Here is a 14,070-nt window from a genome sequence, read left to right as displayed (position 1 = left end):
TAATTTTAGTTTTTTGCAATTAATACTTTACCATTTCTTTTATTGCCATTAAAGACACTCGAATTACTGCTGCTTCCATTGCCGGGAGTCACTAATAATACAATTATAACAATCACAAAATCTAATAAAATACATCCCATTAATACCACAAATTGATACATTCCGAAGTTTTTAATAGCGTGCTCGAAAGCAAATCCAATTTTGCCAACGTCTTGTGTTTTTGAAACTTCGGGCGTGAATTTAAATTTATCTTCGCCCAAAACGGTATGTGCGCGATTGCCCAACTTGTTATATTCTGTGAGTGATTCGTCAATTAATCCTTGTGAAATGTCATCTTTTTCTTTTTTGGAAAGCAGCAATAAATCCTGAATTTTTTTATTCCATTTTAAGACCGCATTGTTTATGTCGGTTTTTAAATCTTTTTCTTCCGGAGAAAGATCAGAAATCATATTGTCTATCTGGTGTCCCATTCTTTCGGCCAAATCATCATAATCGTTTCGGACAGGAGTTAGAAAATCAACTTTTTGTCCCGTTAATTGTTCTATATCCCTTATTAATGATTGTGCCCTTGTTCCTATTCCTTTATTTCCCGGATCTTTTATCTGTTCCATCATCTGCTTTTTCTTAATCTCAATATTTTGAGCAGTTGCCCCGTTATATTTATAACTTAATTTCGATTGAACATCTGATTCCAGATTATTAAAACGTTCATTTATATCTCTTAATTCGCTTGTGTAAATATCGGTTCTCATAAATCTGGTATATAAAGCATTAAAATTGGCCATAAAACAGAAAGAGGCGATAAAAACATAAATTCCCACCAGGCTTGAAGTCGAACGCCCTTCTACTTTGGCAACCCGAAGCATCCAGACTAAAAACAATAATAAAAGCGATAGGACCAAGGCAATTATAAAAGATGCCGGACCAAAAATCTGATCCAATCCCAGCCAGGTTTGATAAAAACTTACACTAATTAATAAAAAGGCAAGTACTGCCAAAAAAAGGTCGGTTGCCTGAATTGATTTCTTACTCATTGTAGTTAAAATTTAGAATTAATAATTGGTTTTAATTAGTTTTTTGTGGTTCGAAAAAAAAATATCTGACTCAGGTATAGCAGAAAAAAATCGTGACAAACCATTATGAAATAACTATTTGTGATAAATAATACTTCAAAACTACCGTCTTATGATTCTTAAATTTTACGGAAATCCGTAATTGCTCTTTATTAGCAAAAATGCTTTGGATAAAATGACTAAACTTTATTAGTGTTTAGCAATGGTTGAAAGAAAGATTAAGTATTCAGAAAATATAGTTTAAGGAAAACTTCTTATAAAAAATGCGCAAATGTCTTTTAGACTTTTGCGCATTTATTGCTTTTGTAAATGGTTTTTTAGAGTTGATTTGACAGTTTAAAGTACTTTTATTGCGTATAATAACCTGCAAATTCTCTTAAAATGGAATATAAATCCCGAATCTCAAAATAGTTTGGACTTACGCTGCTAACATGCTGAAAACCTTGTTTTTTAAATAACATTTTGGTTCTCGTTACGTGATAATATTGTGATACTACAATTATGCTTTTAAAGTGCAAACTATCCTTTAATTTAAGTGTATTCCTTACTGTTGCTTGTGTATTGTTTCCCAAATTGTCGACAATTATTGCAGTATCAGGAACTTTATGGGCAACTAAAAAATCTTTCATTTTGTCTCCTTCATAAAAACCTTCCTTGCCAAAACCGCCACTTACAATAATTTTTTTTACACGCTTATTTCGATATAGATTTAGTCCGCATTGTAAGCGCTTTTCAAGACGTTCAGATAACGTTCCGTCTTCGTTTACTTTATTGCCCAGAATAACAGCAACATCAGCATTTTGTCCGTTATCGTGCAAACCATCAACTGTTATAAATATGGTGTGCACCATAAACCATATTAAAAATAGAATAAGAAGATATTTAAATGCTTTTTTCCAGTTTTTCATAGAATGATTTAGAATGTTTCAAGGGCTTTATTAAAGATTTGTTGGGAAGAGCGAAATCCTTCAAGATTGGAATTATAAAATAAATTCCCCTTCTAACACCGTCACTGCTTCTCCAAGAATAAAAACTTTGTCATCTAAAAGTTCTGTATGCATCGTTCCTGTTCTTAATGAAGACTGATACGCATTTAGTTTTGTTTTATTCAGTTTTCCTGCCCAATATTTAGTCAAAAAAGTTTGAATACCGCCCGTTACAGGATCTTCATTTGTGCCTGCCCAAGGCCAAAAATATCGGTAATGAAAATCGAAAGTTTCACTGTCAGAAACTGCAGTTACTAAAACACCGCTTATTCCGGTATGTGAATTTACCAAAGCGGTAAAATCAGGTTTCAAATTTGCCAGTTCGGCTGCACTCTTGATTTCGATTAAAATGATTTTATTTTTAGGACTGTATCTTTTGGTTACAATTTCAGAAATTCCAAGTGCATCTATCATTTTTTGAGGCACTTCTGTTTCTTCAGTGTCGTAAACAGGAAATTGCATTTTGATTTTATTTCCTACTTTCTCAATAAACAGTTCCACATTTTCATAGTTGATAAATTTTATACTTTCAAATGAAGTCGTATCGAAAATAATTTTTGATGAAGCCAATGTAGCATGACCGCATAGCGGAATTTCCGTTTTTGGCGAAAAAAACCGGATGCTGTAAACGTTGTCTGAGATTTGTTTTATAAAAGCAGTTTCAGAAAATCCAATTTCTATTGCAATGCTTTGCATGGTTTTGCTATCAAGTTCTGTATCGGGTAAACAAACCGCAGCCGGATTTCCTTTAAATTTTTGATTTGTAAATGAGTCTACAAAATATGTTTTCATTTTTTAAATTTTATATAAGTTTAGAACTGTATTATTTTAATCAAATTTAAAGATTTACTTGTTTAAACTTATAATTATTTATGTCATTTGGTTTTTTATGTATGTTTTAAAAAATTACAGTTGTATACAACCGATTGTATACAATCACCTAAAAGAAATCTTTTACTTATAATTTTGTTTCAAGAGAAAAACTACAAAATCATGGAAATAAAACATAAAGAAAAAGTCACAGAATTTCTGGAATCAATGACAAGAATAAATAAATTCAAAAAGCTAAAACAAAAGAATAATAATAACAATTCGTTTAGCGTAAACCTAAAAGTATCTGGTTATAACGAATTAAATTTAATGGTTTCAAGTCTTTTAAAAGCAAGTATTATTTTGCTTAATGACGATGCCCGAAGTCAGGCCTGTTTTTCATTTAATGAAGCTGATCATAATGTAATGACTTTGCTTGAAATTGCTTTGCAACTTTTACCAGAAGATGAAATGGAAGTTTTGGATGATTTGCATGAAATTCATTTGCAGGTTTGATGTAATATAAGTTTTCGACTCCTATCGCGAGCATATTGCTAGTGCCTACTTTTCGGTTGTATTATTTATATAGATTACGTTGGCTATCGGAACGATATTTTATTTTTTTTGGTGTAATGCATATTTTATAAGTTTTTTCGCTTTGTTATAATTTAATAATTTTATTTTAGCAAAAAAAGTAACCAATTGAATGAAAAAAAGTACAAAAATTTTTAAAAACTTCTTCATACTAAGTATTTTGTTATTAATGACAAATTGTGCCACAGAAGAAATTGGGCAAAATAATATTGCTCAGTCTTCTATTGATCCTAAAATTTGGTTTGATGCTAATAAAAACGATTATAATGCAACTGTTTTAAATTATATAAGCGAAATTGATTGGAAAAATGCTATTATATCTAACGGGAATATCGGGCAAGTTATTGAAGTACCTTTTACACTTTCAGCCAATTTGAGTTCTGCAAATAAAGAAGCTAACTTATACAATGATCATCATCGTTTAATGTTTATAAAAAATAACGAAAGTGACTATCAATTGTTTTATGTTCAGATATTTTCAAAAGAAGGTTCAAGTAAGGATATTAATTATTACAATATTAAAGATAATTTCGATGGTAAAATTCTTGTGCAAGAATTAGCAACGAATATAGGAAGTAAACTGGAGTTTAAAGCAGACAAAAAAACAAAACGCTCAATACCTGTACCTTTAAGATATGACGAAGAAGTTTGTGTTTATTATGGTTATTGGTATGAAGACGGACATTTTGAGGCATTATATGAAGTAGCTTGTTACGGTGGAGGATCAAAACCGCCAACAATCCCGGGAAGCGGAACACCAGGACCAGGCTACGGGACTGGTAGTGGGAGCGGAAGTTCAGGCGGTGGTGGTCTTGCATCAGTGGCTCAAAGGATTGAAAGACAAATAAAATCTGATCAATTAGACCCTTGCACTAAAGCGGTATTAGACAGACTTAAAAATCTAAAAAATGCAGATATTGCTAAGATGATTGCGCGCTTCCTTCCGCCGGCATCTGTTTTTAATTTAGTTATGTCCACTGGTCAAGTACAAAATAATGATCCAAATGTTTATGCACAAACAAGACCTGTCAAAGATTTTCCTTTAGATGTTAGTATGATTTTTAATCAAGATTATATTAACGGAACAGGTAATTTATCCCCTCCTACTGATTTATCTGTAGCAGCTACGATGACACATGAAATAATTCATGCATTTTTAATAAGTCAACTCCAAGATTACAATTCTAACGGAGCGTCAGGTACATTCGATTTTCCAACTATTTATGAAGCTTATGTCCAACAACAAATTTCAAAAGACCCATCTATCCTTCCTGAAGCACATCATGAGTTAATTGCTAGTCAGTACGTATATGCAATTGCAGCAACGATCGAAGAGTTTCAAACGGGGCAACCTGTTGTAGCTGATTTTCCAAAACAAATCTATCTGGATTTGGCATGGGGAGGATTGACAGGAACAACTCAATTTAATAAAACTTATCCTAATGATCCAAACGATAAAAATTACCAAGACCGTGTGAGAATTTTTGCAAGACTTAACACAGAAAGACTTGGTACTGTTTATGGCGTAAATACTCCAGTAGGAACACCTTGTAAAAAATAAAACCATGAAACATTTAAAAAAAACATTGCTATTACTTCCATTTTTTATTTTGTCATGTGCAAGTGCTCAGTATGTAGAAAACTATGAGCCTATAGGTGTTTTCTTGGAAACACAAAAAATAGAAAAAGGGACAAAGTATATTTTACAGCGCGACAAAATAAATAATACCGAAGCTTTAAGACTTTTTAATCGTGGCGAAGGAGCCGAACATATTATCGATAAAACGGATACTATTGACTATACAAGAGGTTTATTTGTAGAAAAGTATTGGAAAATAATGTATAAGAAATATTCCCAAGACACAATTAAAAAATATTGGAAAAAAGCAGATTTTTCCGATTATAATTTCGTTCTTGAAAACAGGAAAGGATTACTCGGAGCTAATTTTATGGAAAAATATCTGAACACTGAAATAGATACAGTTATTACACTTTCCGAGCCTATGTTTTACATGGATGAAAAATACATTTTGTTTTATGTCAACATCTATACTTTCTTTGGTAGTTCTAAACCACGACTTGTGATAATGAAAAAAGAAAAAGAGAAATGGGTTGTCGATAGGATTATAGGAGACTATATTTATTATTAATTTTTTTAAAGCCTGCCAATATTAAATTAAGACAGGCTTTTTAAATTTATAGAATTATCGGAAAACTATAAAGTCAAAACTTTTGATTTTTGCTGTTCAAACTCTTCTTGAGATAAAACACCAGAATCTAACAACTCTTTTAGTTTTTGTAAACTATTTAATTTTTCATCATAATCATTCTTTTGTAAATCAGAGGAATTTTCTTCTTTTGGATAGGAATTATTGTTTACTACAATTGTTTGAGGTTCGTTATTTGTTGTGCAAGCCCATACTAATGAAACTATCCAACCAATGAATGTCCAGCCCAAAAATAAATTTAATAAGATTATTGAAGTACGATTAGTTTTCTTGCGACTCAGTGCAATAAAGGATGGTAAAAAATAAATTGCTAAAAAAGGAATTACAAGTACGAGTAATTCTGTTGCTCCAATTCTTCCCATAAATGTTTATTTTGATTAGTTAATATTTGTCTTTAGTGATTATATGTGTAAATTTTCTTGGCTAATGTGAGCGTCTTTTTTAAGTTCTTTAGATTGCGTTTAACGAGCGGGTACGAAGTCAGGAGACTTCGCACAGCGATTGCGATGATGTGAACACTTCGAGGAGCGGGGAATATTTGTGTAGTATGTCAGAAGAACACTTTTACTTATTTAAATAATATCAATTATACTTAATTAATCTAATTTTTCTATATTGAAATTAATGTTAACTCCTTCAAACAGAGCTTTACCTTTTGCAATATTTCCTTTTGCATCAAATATTTCAACAGACATAGTTTTTCCTAAAAACTCTTTTTTAGGACATTTTGAAAAGGTAAATTCATAATTACAATTTGATTTCCAAACAATTGTACCTTGAATTTCTTCGGTTGATTCTTTTATAATTTCAGTTTGGATTGTTTCGGTTCGGATTACAGTTATATTTGGAAGCCCTTCACTAGTGTAAAGAAATTTTCCAATTTTAAATTTTTCACAATTTGATTCTTGAGAAAAACCGATGTTAAAAAGTAAACCAAATAAAAGAAAAAAATATGCTTTTTTCATAATTGTATTTTCATAATTGTTTTGAAATAATTCGTAAAAAAATCAGGAGACTTTTATTATATTTTTAGTTTTTAAGACAATAAAATTACGTAAAATATTTTTGTAACATTAAAAACACTTCGGAAAGCTGAGGGGGTGTCCCGACTTCGTACCCGCAATTATTATCCTTTAAGTAAATTTTCTGTTAAAAATTCAATTCTTATGTATAATGCATTTAATCTACATTGTTGCTTATTGGAACGGGTACGAAGTCGGGAGACTTCGCACAGCGATTGCGATAATAGAACACTTCGAAAAGCGGAATAATTATCGACCAAGATCTTTTATAGCTCCTTCAAGTTTATTCTTTAATATTTCGTATCCATCAAAATTATCTTGATAAATTATATGTCTGTATCGATTTAAATCGAAAGGAATATCCTTTGTGTCTTGAGCTAATAAAATAACCTTTTTTCCTAAGGTATGAGCAATTCCAAGTTCATAGAAAACATTAGCATTACGATCGGTTATGTCTGCTATTATTAAATGGGCTGACAAAATGCTACTCCAAATATCTTCCATAATATCTTGTCCATACAAGTCATCAGCACGCATTGCATCGTAACCATTTTCTTCAATAGTTGGTTTAATCATTTTTTGCCATATTCGATTTGACCATTCTAAAGTAAATGGCATTAAAACAAAAATTTTTTTATTATTAATTTTAGTGTCTCTGTTTTTAAAAATTGGTTCGACTATCATTTTTTTAGTTTTTCGTTGATATAAATATTTGTAATTGATTTTTATTAATGAATCTGAAACCTCTACAAGAGTGCTGACTTCGTCTTTATCAAAAAATTGTCTGTCTGAAAATATAAAAATCCAACAACCAATTATTATGTTATTGTATTTTGTTGGATAGAAGAAAATTAAAAAATTTTCATTTAAAGAAGAATCGTATCTTTTAAAATTGTTAAAAAGAGGTATAAGTTGTTTGTCGTTAGATTTATATACAATTGACGTTTTATCTAATGATTTAATAAATTGATCTGAAGTTTGAATAGGTCTTGTTTGAGGAAAAAATGTACTATCTCTATTTGACCTTTTTACATAATCAACAATAACGGCGTTGTTATCAATAACACAATAATAACTAGTATAAGCATTTGTTGCTCTATGTAAACTATCTTGTATTTTCGAAATTTTAGAACCAGGCAATTCAGAACTATTTGCAACGCTTGAAATGTTTTGAAGTTGTAATAATGTTTTGCTTTTTATAGTAAGTGAAATCCTTTTTCTTATATGTTCACCATATAGACGACAAAATAATTGCATTAACCCAAGTTCACTATTATTCAGGATTTTCTCTCGATGAATGCCTAAATATCCAATGGTAATTGGTCTACCTTCATTTGTTGTGTAAAATATTCTAATAAAGTGAAGTTTTTTAAAAACAACGACTTCTTGAGTTAATTTAGAGATATCAGCTATTTTCCATTCTGCAGAATCACCGATGATCTGTTTTTCGCGAAGTTTTTTTCCAGCAGTGTTATAGATATAAATTCTAACATTTTTTATATCTAACTTTTCTGTTAGTTTCTTAATATTGCTAACATTCACAGTATTTATTAACTCACCATTTAAAGGGCTTATCGGGCTCTTTAAGAATTCCATTAAAAGTGAGATGTGTTCTAAATTCATATGTTACTTTAATTATTCTTTAGTTTATATGAAATTTTATTTTTTTAATATTCTAATTTTAAAGGTATTTATTATTCTAATATATAAATTTAGTACAAACACATTCTTTACAAAAAACTATAAAAAATCTTTTGAAAATGAATGCGTTATTGTAATAAATTAGCAAACTGAAACAAGGTTTGCTTTAAAAGATATAACAAGCAACATAATTAATTATCTTAATGGATCAAACTTTTCTAAATATAATTGAATAAAAAGTCTAATTTCATGGACTTGTGTTTCGACTTGAGATATACCACAATTATTTTTATAAAGCCTGTCATTTATTCGATTATGTACAATTGCGGAATTTAATTCGTAATCATCACCATGTTTTCCATTTGCTAATTCATTTAAATATTTGGTTATTTCTTGGATTTGAATATCAAGCATTTTATTTGATCTGTTCTCAAGATGTAAAATAACATTATCTCGTATTTCTTTAGGAATAAAAGGGTCAGACTTTATTCTTCTAACAATTCCAACAAGTCTATCAAAGGATTTTGGTGATGGAACTCCAGAATTAAATTCTTTTGCTTTTAGAATTGCATCTTTATTTTTTTCAAAAATTTTATGTCTATCCTTTAGAAATTTTTTTAGAGGATCATCTTTTGCCCACCAATCTTTTGATTTAGGATCAAATTCAGATAGTAATTCTTGAGATAAACTTTCTATTTTATCAAAAGCTCTTTTGTGATATTCAGTGTTAACGGTATTCAATAAGCCTTTTTTCGCACTTAAATAGGTCAATATAGCAATAACCGCTGCAGTTAAATAAAATAATATTTGTACAATTTTTAAAATTATATCGATTTGCAAAGTATCTACTTTCATTAAGTATGAGGGTTTTAAGAGTTGTTTTTCTGATTACAAATTGTATCCTCTTTATCTAGACTGAGATATATTAGTGCTATCTAGATGCTTAATTTTATGAATTTTATCATTTTATAAATCATAGTGAATAATTGAATTCTTAAGAAACAAACATCGTCTTTAATTTAAACTAATCACCAAGTAAAAATACCTGATTTTTTTCTCTAAAAGTAAATCCCTTTAATTCAACAATTTTACGGAAATCCATAAAAGCCAATTAAAAACCTAAAAATCCCTAGCCCTGATAGAAGTAAAAATCCTTTTGTGCCGGTGTTCGGCATAAAAGATTAAAACGTCCCGAGCTTCGGGAGCAGGAAACAGCTCCAAAAATAATTAAACGTCTCATCAAAACCACCCATAAAAAACTCAAAAAATCAATACTAGAATTTTCAACAAAAATTTCGTAAATTTGCACTCCAATAAAAGGAATTAGAAAATGTTAGATAGACTTCAAATAGTAAAACAGCGTTTTGACGAGATTTCGGATTTGATTATCCAGCCGGATGTTATTTCTGATCAAAAACGTTATGTGCAATTGAATCAAGAGTACAAAAACCTGAAAGCATTGGCTGAAAAGCGTGATGAATATGTGCTTTTGATGGCTAATATAGATGAGGCAAACGAAATTATTGCGGATGGAAGTGATGCAGATATGACCGAAATGGCCAAAATGCAGCTAGATGAAGCAAAAGAAAGATTGCCGGAACTTGAGGAAGAAATCAAATTTATGTTGATTCCTAAAGATCCAGAAGATGCTAAAAATGTAATGGTGGAGATTCGCGCCGGAACGGGTGGGGATGAAGCTAGTATTTTTGCAGGAGATTTGTTTAGAATGTATACGAAATATTGTGAAAACCAAGGCTGGAGAACTTCGGTTGTAGATATGAACGAAGGTACTTCCGGTGGTTTTAAAGAGGTTATTTTTGAGGTTTCCGGCGAAGATGTTTATGGAACTTTAAAATTTGAAGCTGGTGTTCACCGTGTACAGCGTGTTCCTCAGACAGAAACGCAAGGTCGTGTGCATACATCTGCAGCAACAGTAATGGTTTTACCGGAAGCGGAAGAATTTGATGTACAAATTGATATGAACGATGTTCGTGTGGATTTCTTCTGTTCATCAGGACCTGGAGGACAATCGGTAAATACAACGAAATCAGCTGTACGTTTAACGCACATTCCAACCGGATTGGTGGCGCAATGTCAGGATCAGAAATCACAGCACAAAAATAAAGATAAGGCATTGAACGTTTTACGTTCTCGTTTATACGAACAGGAATTGGCTAAGAAAGAAGCTGAAGATGCTACAAAACGTACGTCTCAGGTAAGTTCTGGTGACCGTTCGGCTAAGATTCGTACGTACAACTACGCTCAGGGTCGTGTAACAGATCACAGAGTTGGTTTGACTTTATACGATTTAGGAAATATCATGAATGGTGACATTCAGAAAATTGTTGCCGAATTACAATTGGTAAACAATATGGAGAAATTAAAAGAAGCTTCGGAAGTTTTCTAATTTAGACTTCTAGATTTTTAGATTGTTAGACTTCTTAGATTATAAAAAATATCCCGTTTCACTAATCGTGAAACGGGATATTTTTTTTGAAATACAATTCCAGCATCAGGATAATAAAACATAGCCAACGGTTTCAACCGTTGGGACGCAATATTTGTCACAATATATTATTGCCATGTATTATTACATCGATGATCGGTATCCAAAGATTGAAACCTTGGGCTATGTGGAATGCGATGACATCAAACGGATTTTAATGTTTTAAATCTGATTCTTTTTTTACTTAGAATCTTAGCAACTTAGAGACTCAGCATCTCAGATTCTCAGTACCTTAAAAAGAAAAAGAGACTGTCTCACATTTGAAACAGTCTCTTTTTTGGTTCAGGTTAAGTTGTTTTAGGCTTGCAAAGAAAACCTTTGCACCTTAGTGCTTTAGTATCTCAGAACCTTAAGAAAGGCTTGCAAAGAAACTGTACAACTTAGTGCCGTAGTATCTCAGAACCTTAAAAAAGGCTTGCAAAGAAACCCTTGCACCTTTGTAACTTAGAACCTCAGAACCTTAAGATATATAGTGAAGGATATTAACTGTTTAACCGTTTGTTTATAAAACGTATAAAGCGAGTTAGATACCTAGAAATACTCTTGTAAATTCAAAACATTTATATAGATTCGAGTAAACATATACACCATTTTTCAATACTATATCTGTGATCTTTTCCATAATACTTTTATTTAATAGTTATACAATTACTCTCTTGATGGTTCGTGATGTAAGGAATCTTCGTGTGAAGGTTCCTGTTTTTTAGAAACTAAGTTAGTTACTACAAGCTGCAATAGTGATCCAAAGATATTTTTGGCAGTCGAGTCGGATTTGCCAACTACGAATCTTTTCGCTAAATAACCTATACCAATACTAATTGCTGATTGGGCCAAATTGCCTTTGAAACCAACAGTTTCGTTAATTTCTGCAACCGTATTTTTAATGAGATTAAGTGGTTTTAGATTATGCTTGATTTCATCAATTTCATCTTTTATTGAGCACCATTCCTGATCTTGCTGTAACTCTAAGCGTTTAATATTCTGATTTAAGGCATCAATAGTGTAAATAGTTTCCATAACAGTCTTTTTTAATTTTATCAATTAGTTTAAATCAGTTTTAGCTTTTTCTTCCTCTTCTTTAGTTTCTTTTAAAATGCTGGAAATAATCATATTTCCAATTGGTGTTTTAATAAGCGAATGTTGTGCTTTGTGCATTACAATGGCAACAATTAAGTAAAAAAGCGCCACGATAAAAAAGCCAAAATAATATTCCCCAAGTTCTTTTCCAATCCATAAACTAAGCCCAATGTTCAGGAACAAGGTAAAAAATGCAACAACAGCTCCAACTGCTATCTTAGAAGTTAATGTCGATAAAACATCCGCTGCTGCTGATACTGCTTTAAGTTTAAATAATTCTAAACTCGTTTTAGTATAGTTTTCTGCTTTCTCATAAAGATTTAAGTTCTCGTTTGTTGTTGCATTTGATTCCATGATATAGGGTATTTATGATTTAAAAAATTCACTCTTAGTAGTTCGTCTTAACAGCGTTTGCGGTGTTTTTAGCATCATCTTTTGCAGCATTAAACTCATCTTTTACCTGATTGAATTTTGCTTTTCCTTCTTCAATAATATCTTTACTGTTTGAAGTAATTGTGCTTAGGATTCCATCAACTTTTCCTTTTAAATTATCTCCGTAATCTTTTGATTTATCTGAGATTTTTTTTCTTGTATTTGAACCTTTATCCGGTGCAAATAATACTCCTAAAAATGCTCCTGCCGCTGCAGCTCCTAAAATTCCTAAAATTGTGTTACTCGTTTTCATAATATTTGATTTAGTGATTAATATAAAATTTTTAATAATTGTTTGATTTTTTTAAACTTCTCGACCTTTAATAAGTCTGAATAGTACTGCGATAATTGCAATTACCAATAATATGTGAATGATACTTCCGGCGCTGTAAACAAAGAACCCAAGGGCCCAAAGAATAACCAGAATTACTGCAACTGTATATAATAAATTTGACATGGTTTTATATATTTATGGTTAATAATTAATTTTATTTTTTAGTTTAGCTTATACGAAAGGTATAAACTCAGGTTGCTGTTTTTAGCATCCGGAAAAGTATAAGTTGTTCCAGCAACAGTTCTTTCTTTTCCAATAGTTGTTAATCCGTAGTTGTATCTTAAACCAATACTGATTGGAGCAAAATCTACACCTACACCTGCAGATAAACCTGCATCAAATTTGTTCAAATCATCTGGATCAACATCCTCATCAAAATTAAATGTTCCGTCACCTGTAACTTTAGAGCTTACTAAGTAAGATGCGTAACCACCGGCGTGAACGTTGAAATTTTTAGTGATATTAACTCTTACTAATAAAGGAACTTCGATATAGTTTAATCTGAATTTTGTATTTCCGCTTGCAAAAGCATTATCGTATTCTAATTCAGCACCTTTTGTTGTAAATAAAATCTCTGGCTGAATTGCGATAAAATCTGAAATAGGTAATGTGGCATAAACACCGGCATTAAAACCATACAGCACATTTTTGTCAGTTGCTTCATTATTGTCTGATAAAAAATTAGACATGTTAAATCCTCCTTTTACACCGAATTCTGTATTTACATTATTGTCCTGAGCGTGCAGCATTCCAAATGAAGCTGTTAGAAAAAGAGTTAAGGCGCATAAAAAATTTGATTGCATTTTCATAGTTAAAAAATTTAGTTAATAATAATATATATAAGGCATTTAATTAATTACTTGTTTTAGTTTCTCGGTTTCCCTAAGAAGCTCGTATTGTCCCGGTAAATACTGTAAAACAAATTTCAGGATTGTTTTGTCGTTTGTTTGTTTCGAAACAGATTCAAACAACCCAATTTGTTCTTTTAAAGACTCTATTATAGAATCTACATAAGCATCTTTAAAATTGGCATCTGTTGCATCAATCAAATCATATAAATCTCTTTTGTGAGTCGCATTAATTTCTGTAATAATAATGAGCTTTTGATTTGCCATTTTTGTTACTTCATCTAATACCTGATTTTGATAACTTTCAATTTTTGTGCTTAATTCCAGTATTTTATTTTCAGAACTTTTTTGTTGTGCAATTTGACTTTTCGAAATAATGGACTGACTAACATTTGCCGTTGCGATAAAAAAAAAGGCTTCTATTTCTTCTTTTTCATTTTTGTTAAAAGTTTCAGTTTTTAATGAGTTTTCTATCAGATTATTTTTTTTGCATGATGACATACAAACTAAGATTATCAA

The 14,070-nt window shown here is 31.0% G+C and carries 17 protein-coding genes; 4 read left to right on the top strand and 13 right to left on the bottom strand.

Going from position 1 to position 14,070, the window contains the following annotated elements:
* Positions 1–5: 5 nt before the first annotated feature.
* The 3 genes from ACZ0AH_RS16120 to ACZ0AH_RS16110 all read right to left on the bottom strand — a co-directional run bounded on the left by ACZ0AH_RS16120 (position 6) and on the right by ACZ0AH_RS16110 (position 2,851).
* A complete protein-coding gene (locus ACZ0AH_RS16120; RefSeq protein ID WP_463476818.1) occupies positions 6–1,034 on the bottom strand; it encodes a hypothetical protein in 1,029 nt (342 codons plus the stop codon).
* Between the two features lie 386 nt (positions 1,035–1,420).
* Positions 1,421–1,981, bottom strand: coding sequence for a YdcF family protein (locus tag ACZ0AH_RS16115; RefSeq protein ID WP_463476817.1), 561 nt, complete (start codon positions 1,979–1,981; stop codon positions 1,421–1,423).
* Between the two features lie 72 nt (positions 1,982–2,053).
* On the bottom strand, positions 2,054–2,851 hold the full coding sequence (locus ACZ0AH_RS16110; RefSeq protein WP_463476816.1) for a PhzF family phenazine biosynthesis protein: 798 nt from the start codon (positions 2,849–2,851) through the stop codon (positions 2,054–2,056).
* A gap of 201 nt (positions 2,852–3,052) precedes the next feature.
* Between ACZ0AH_RS16110 and ACZ0AH_RS16105 the strand changes: the two genes are divergently transcribed.
* From ACZ0AH_RS16105 to ACZ0AH_RS16095, 3 genes are all read left to right on the top strand, one after another.
* Entirely contained in the window at positions 3,053–3,385 is a 333-nt protein-coding gene (locus tag ACZ0AH_RS16105) for a hypothetical protein (protein WP_463476815.1), read from the top strand.
* A 190-nt stretch (positions 3,386–3,575) separates the two neighbouring features.
* Positions 3,576–5,024: a hypothetical protein gene (locus ACZ0AH_RS16100; protein ID WP_463476814.1), complete on the top strand. Its 1,449-nt coding sequence runs from the start codon at positions 3,576–3,578 to the stop codon at positions 5,022–5,024.
* A gap of 4 nt (positions 5,025–5,028) precedes the next feature.
* On the top strand, positions 5,029–5,613 hold the full coding sequence (locus ACZ0AH_RS16095; protein WP_463476813.1) for a hypothetical protein: 585 nt from the start codon (positions 5,029–5,031) through the stop codon (positions 5,611–5,613).
* A gap of 65 nt (positions 5,614–5,678) precedes the next feature.
* Here ACZ0AH_RS16095 and ACZ0AH_RS16090 read toward each other — a convergent pair whose 3' ends face one another.
* The 4 genes from ACZ0AH_RS16090 to ACZ0AH_RS16075 form a co-directional block, all read right to left on the bottom strand.
* The gene (locus ACZ0AH_RS16090) at positions 5,679–6,053 is read right to left on the bottom strand and encodes a superinfection immunity protein (RefSeq protein WP_463476812.1); all 375 of its coding nucleotides are present in this window, start codon (positions 6,051–6,053) and stop codon (positions 5,679–5,681) included.
* 234 nt (positions 6,054–6,287) lie between these two features.
* Entirely contained in the window at positions 6,288–6,656 is a 369-nt protein-coding gene (locus ACZ0AH_RS16085; protein WP_463476811.1) for a hypothetical protein, read from the bottom strand.
* A gap of 306 nt (positions 6,657–6,962) precedes the next feature.
* Entirely contained in the window at positions 6,963–8,336 is a 1,374-nt protein-coding gene (locus ACZ0AH_RS16080; RefSeq protein WP_463476810.1) for a hypothetical protein, read from the bottom strand.
* Positions 8,337–8,549: 213 nt separating this feature from the next.
* Positions 8,550–9,209, bottom strand: coding sequence for a hypothetical protein (locus ACZ0AH_RS16075; protein ID WP_463476809.1), 660 nt, complete (start codon positions 9,207–9,209; stop codon positions 8,550–8,552).
* A 475-nt stretch (positions 9,210–9,684) separates the two neighbouring features.
* On the opposite strand from ACZ0AH_RS16075, the gene prfA reads away from it, so the two are divergent.
* A complete protein-coding gene (gene prfA, locus ACZ0AH_RS16070; protein ID WP_026981929.1) occupies positions 9,685–10,761 on the top strand; it encodes a peptide chain release factor 1 in 1,077 nt (358 codons plus the stop codon).
* A gap of 747 nt (positions 10,762–11,508) precedes the next feature.
* Here prfA and ACZ0AH_RS16065 read toward each other — a convergent pair.
* From ACZ0AH_RS16065 to ACZ0AH_RS16040, 6 genes are read right to left on the bottom strand one after another with little or no spacing between them, the layout of a single operon-like run.
* Positions 11,509–11,877, bottom strand: coding sequence for a hypothetical protein (locus tag ACZ0AH_RS16065; protein WP_463476808.1), 369 nt, complete (start codon positions 11,875–11,877; stop codon positions 11,509–11,511).
* A 24-nt stretch (positions 11,878–11,901) separates the two neighbouring features.
* Positions 11,902–12,291 carry a hypothetical protein gene (locus ACZ0AH_RS16060; RefSeq protein ID WP_463476807.1) on the bottom strand — a complete coding sequence of 130 codons (390 nt, stop codon included), beginning with the start codon at positions 12,289–12,291 and terminating at the stop codon, positions 11,902–11,904.
* A gap of 34 nt (positions 12,292–12,325) precedes the next feature.
* The gene (locus tag ACZ0AH_RS16055; RefSeq protein WP_463476806.1) at positions 12,326–12,622 is read right to left on the bottom strand and encodes a YtxH domain-containing protein; all 297 of its coding nucleotides are present in this window, start codon (positions 12,620–12,622) and stop codon (positions 12,326–12,328) included.
* A gap of 51 nt (positions 12,623–12,673) precedes the next feature.
* Positions 12,674–12,826, bottom strand: a complete 153-nt coding sequence (locus tag ACZ0AH_RS16050) for a lmo0937 family membrane protein (protein ID WP_463476805.1) — start codon at positions 12,824–12,826, stop codon at positions 12,674–12,676.
* A gap of 38 nt (positions 12,827–12,864) precedes the next feature.
* Positions 12,865–13,512, bottom strand: coding sequence for a porin family protein (locus ACZ0AH_RS16045; protein WP_463476804.1), 648 nt, complete (start codon positions 13,510–13,512; stop codon positions 12,865–12,867).
* A gap of 39 nt (positions 13,513–13,551) precedes the next feature.
* Positions 13,552–14,052 (bottom strand): DUF4142 domain-containing protein, encoded by a 501-nt coding sequence (locus ACZ0AH_RS16040; protein ID WP_463476803.1) that lies wholly within the window; start codon positions 14,050–14,052, stop codon positions 13,552–13,554.
* Between the last annotated feature and the right edge of the window lie 18 nt (positions 14,053–14,070).

Source organism: Flavobacterium sp. AC105 (assembly GCF_979258495.1).
Note: the sequence above shows the minus strand (reverse complement) of the source record. Positions and strands in the feature narration are given on the sequence as shown.

Excerpts from the sequence above, each read along its gene's own strand:
- ACZ0AH_RS16115 (WP_463476817.1), bottom strand. The coding sequence starts at position 1,981 with ATGAAAAACTGGAAAAAAGCATTTAAATATCTTCTTATTCTATTTTTA.
- ACZ0AH_RS16050 (WP_463476805.1), bottom strand. The coding sequence starts at position 12,826 with ATGTCAAATTTATTATATACAGTTGCAGTAATTCTGGTTATTCTTTGG.
- ACZ0AH_RS16090 (WP_463476812.1), bottom strand. The coding sequence starts at position 6,053 with ATGGGAAGAATTGGAGCAACAGAATTACTCGTACTTGTAATTCCTTTT.
- ACZ0AH_RS16100 (WP_463476814.1), top strand. The coding sequence starts at position 3,576 with ATGAAAAAAAGTACAAAAATTTTTAAAAACTTCTTCATACTAAGTATT.
- ACZ0AH_RS16040 (WP_463476803.1), bottom strand. The coding sequence starts at position 14,052 with ATGTCATCATGCAAAAAAAATAATCTGATAGAAAACTCATTAAAAACT.
- ACZ0AH_RS16060 (WP_463476807.1), bottom strand. The coding sequence starts at position 12,291 with ATGGAATCAAATGCAACAACAAACGAGAACTTAAATCTTTATGAGAAA.
- ACZ0AH_RS16085 (WP_463476811.1), bottom strand. The coding sequence starts at position 6,656 with ATGAAAAAAGCATATTTTTTTCTTTTATTTGGTTTACTTTTTAACATC.
- ACZ0AH_RS16055 (WP_463476806.1), bottom strand. The coding sequence starts at position 12,622 with ATGAAAACGAGTAACACAATTTTAGGAATTTTAGGAGCTGCAGCGGCA.
- ACZ0AH_RS16110 (WP_463476816.1), bottom strand. The coding sequence starts at position 2,851 with ATGAAAACATATTTTGTAGACTCATTTACAAATCAAAAATTTAAAGGA.
- ACZ0AH_RS16045 (WP_463476804.1), bottom strand. The coding sequence starts at position 13,512 with ATGAAAATGCAATCAAATTTTTTATGCGCCTTAACTCTTTTTCTAACA.
- ACZ0AH_RS16105 (WP_463476815.1), top strand. The coding sequence starts at position 3,053 with ATGGAAATAAAACATAAAGAAAAAGTCACAGAATTTCTGGAATCAATG.
- ACZ0AH_RS16120 (WP_463476818.1), bottom strand. The coding sequence starts at position 1,034 with ATGAGTAAGAAATCAATTCAGGCAACCGACCTTTTTTTGGCAGTACTT.
- ACZ0AH_RS16095 (WP_463476813.1), top strand. The coding sequence starts at position 5,029 with ATGAAACATTTAAAAAAAACATTGCTATTACTTCCATTTTTTATTTTG.
- ACZ0AH_RS16075 (WP_463476809.1), bottom strand. The coding sequence starts at position 9,209 with ATGAAAGTAGATACTTTGCAAATCGATATAATTTTAAAAATTGTACAA.
- ACZ0AH_RS16080 (WP_463476810.1), bottom strand. The coding sequence starts at position 8,336 with ATGAATTTAGAACACATCTCACTTTTAATGGAATTCTTAAAGAGCCCG.
- ACZ0AH_RS16065 (WP_463476808.1), bottom strand. The coding sequence starts at position 11,877 with ATGGAAACTATTTACACTATTGATGCCTTAAATCAGAATATTAAACGC.
- prfA (WP_026981929.1), top strand. The coding sequence starts at position 9,685 with ATGTTAGATAGACTTCAAATAGTAAAACAGCGTTTTGACGAGATTTCG.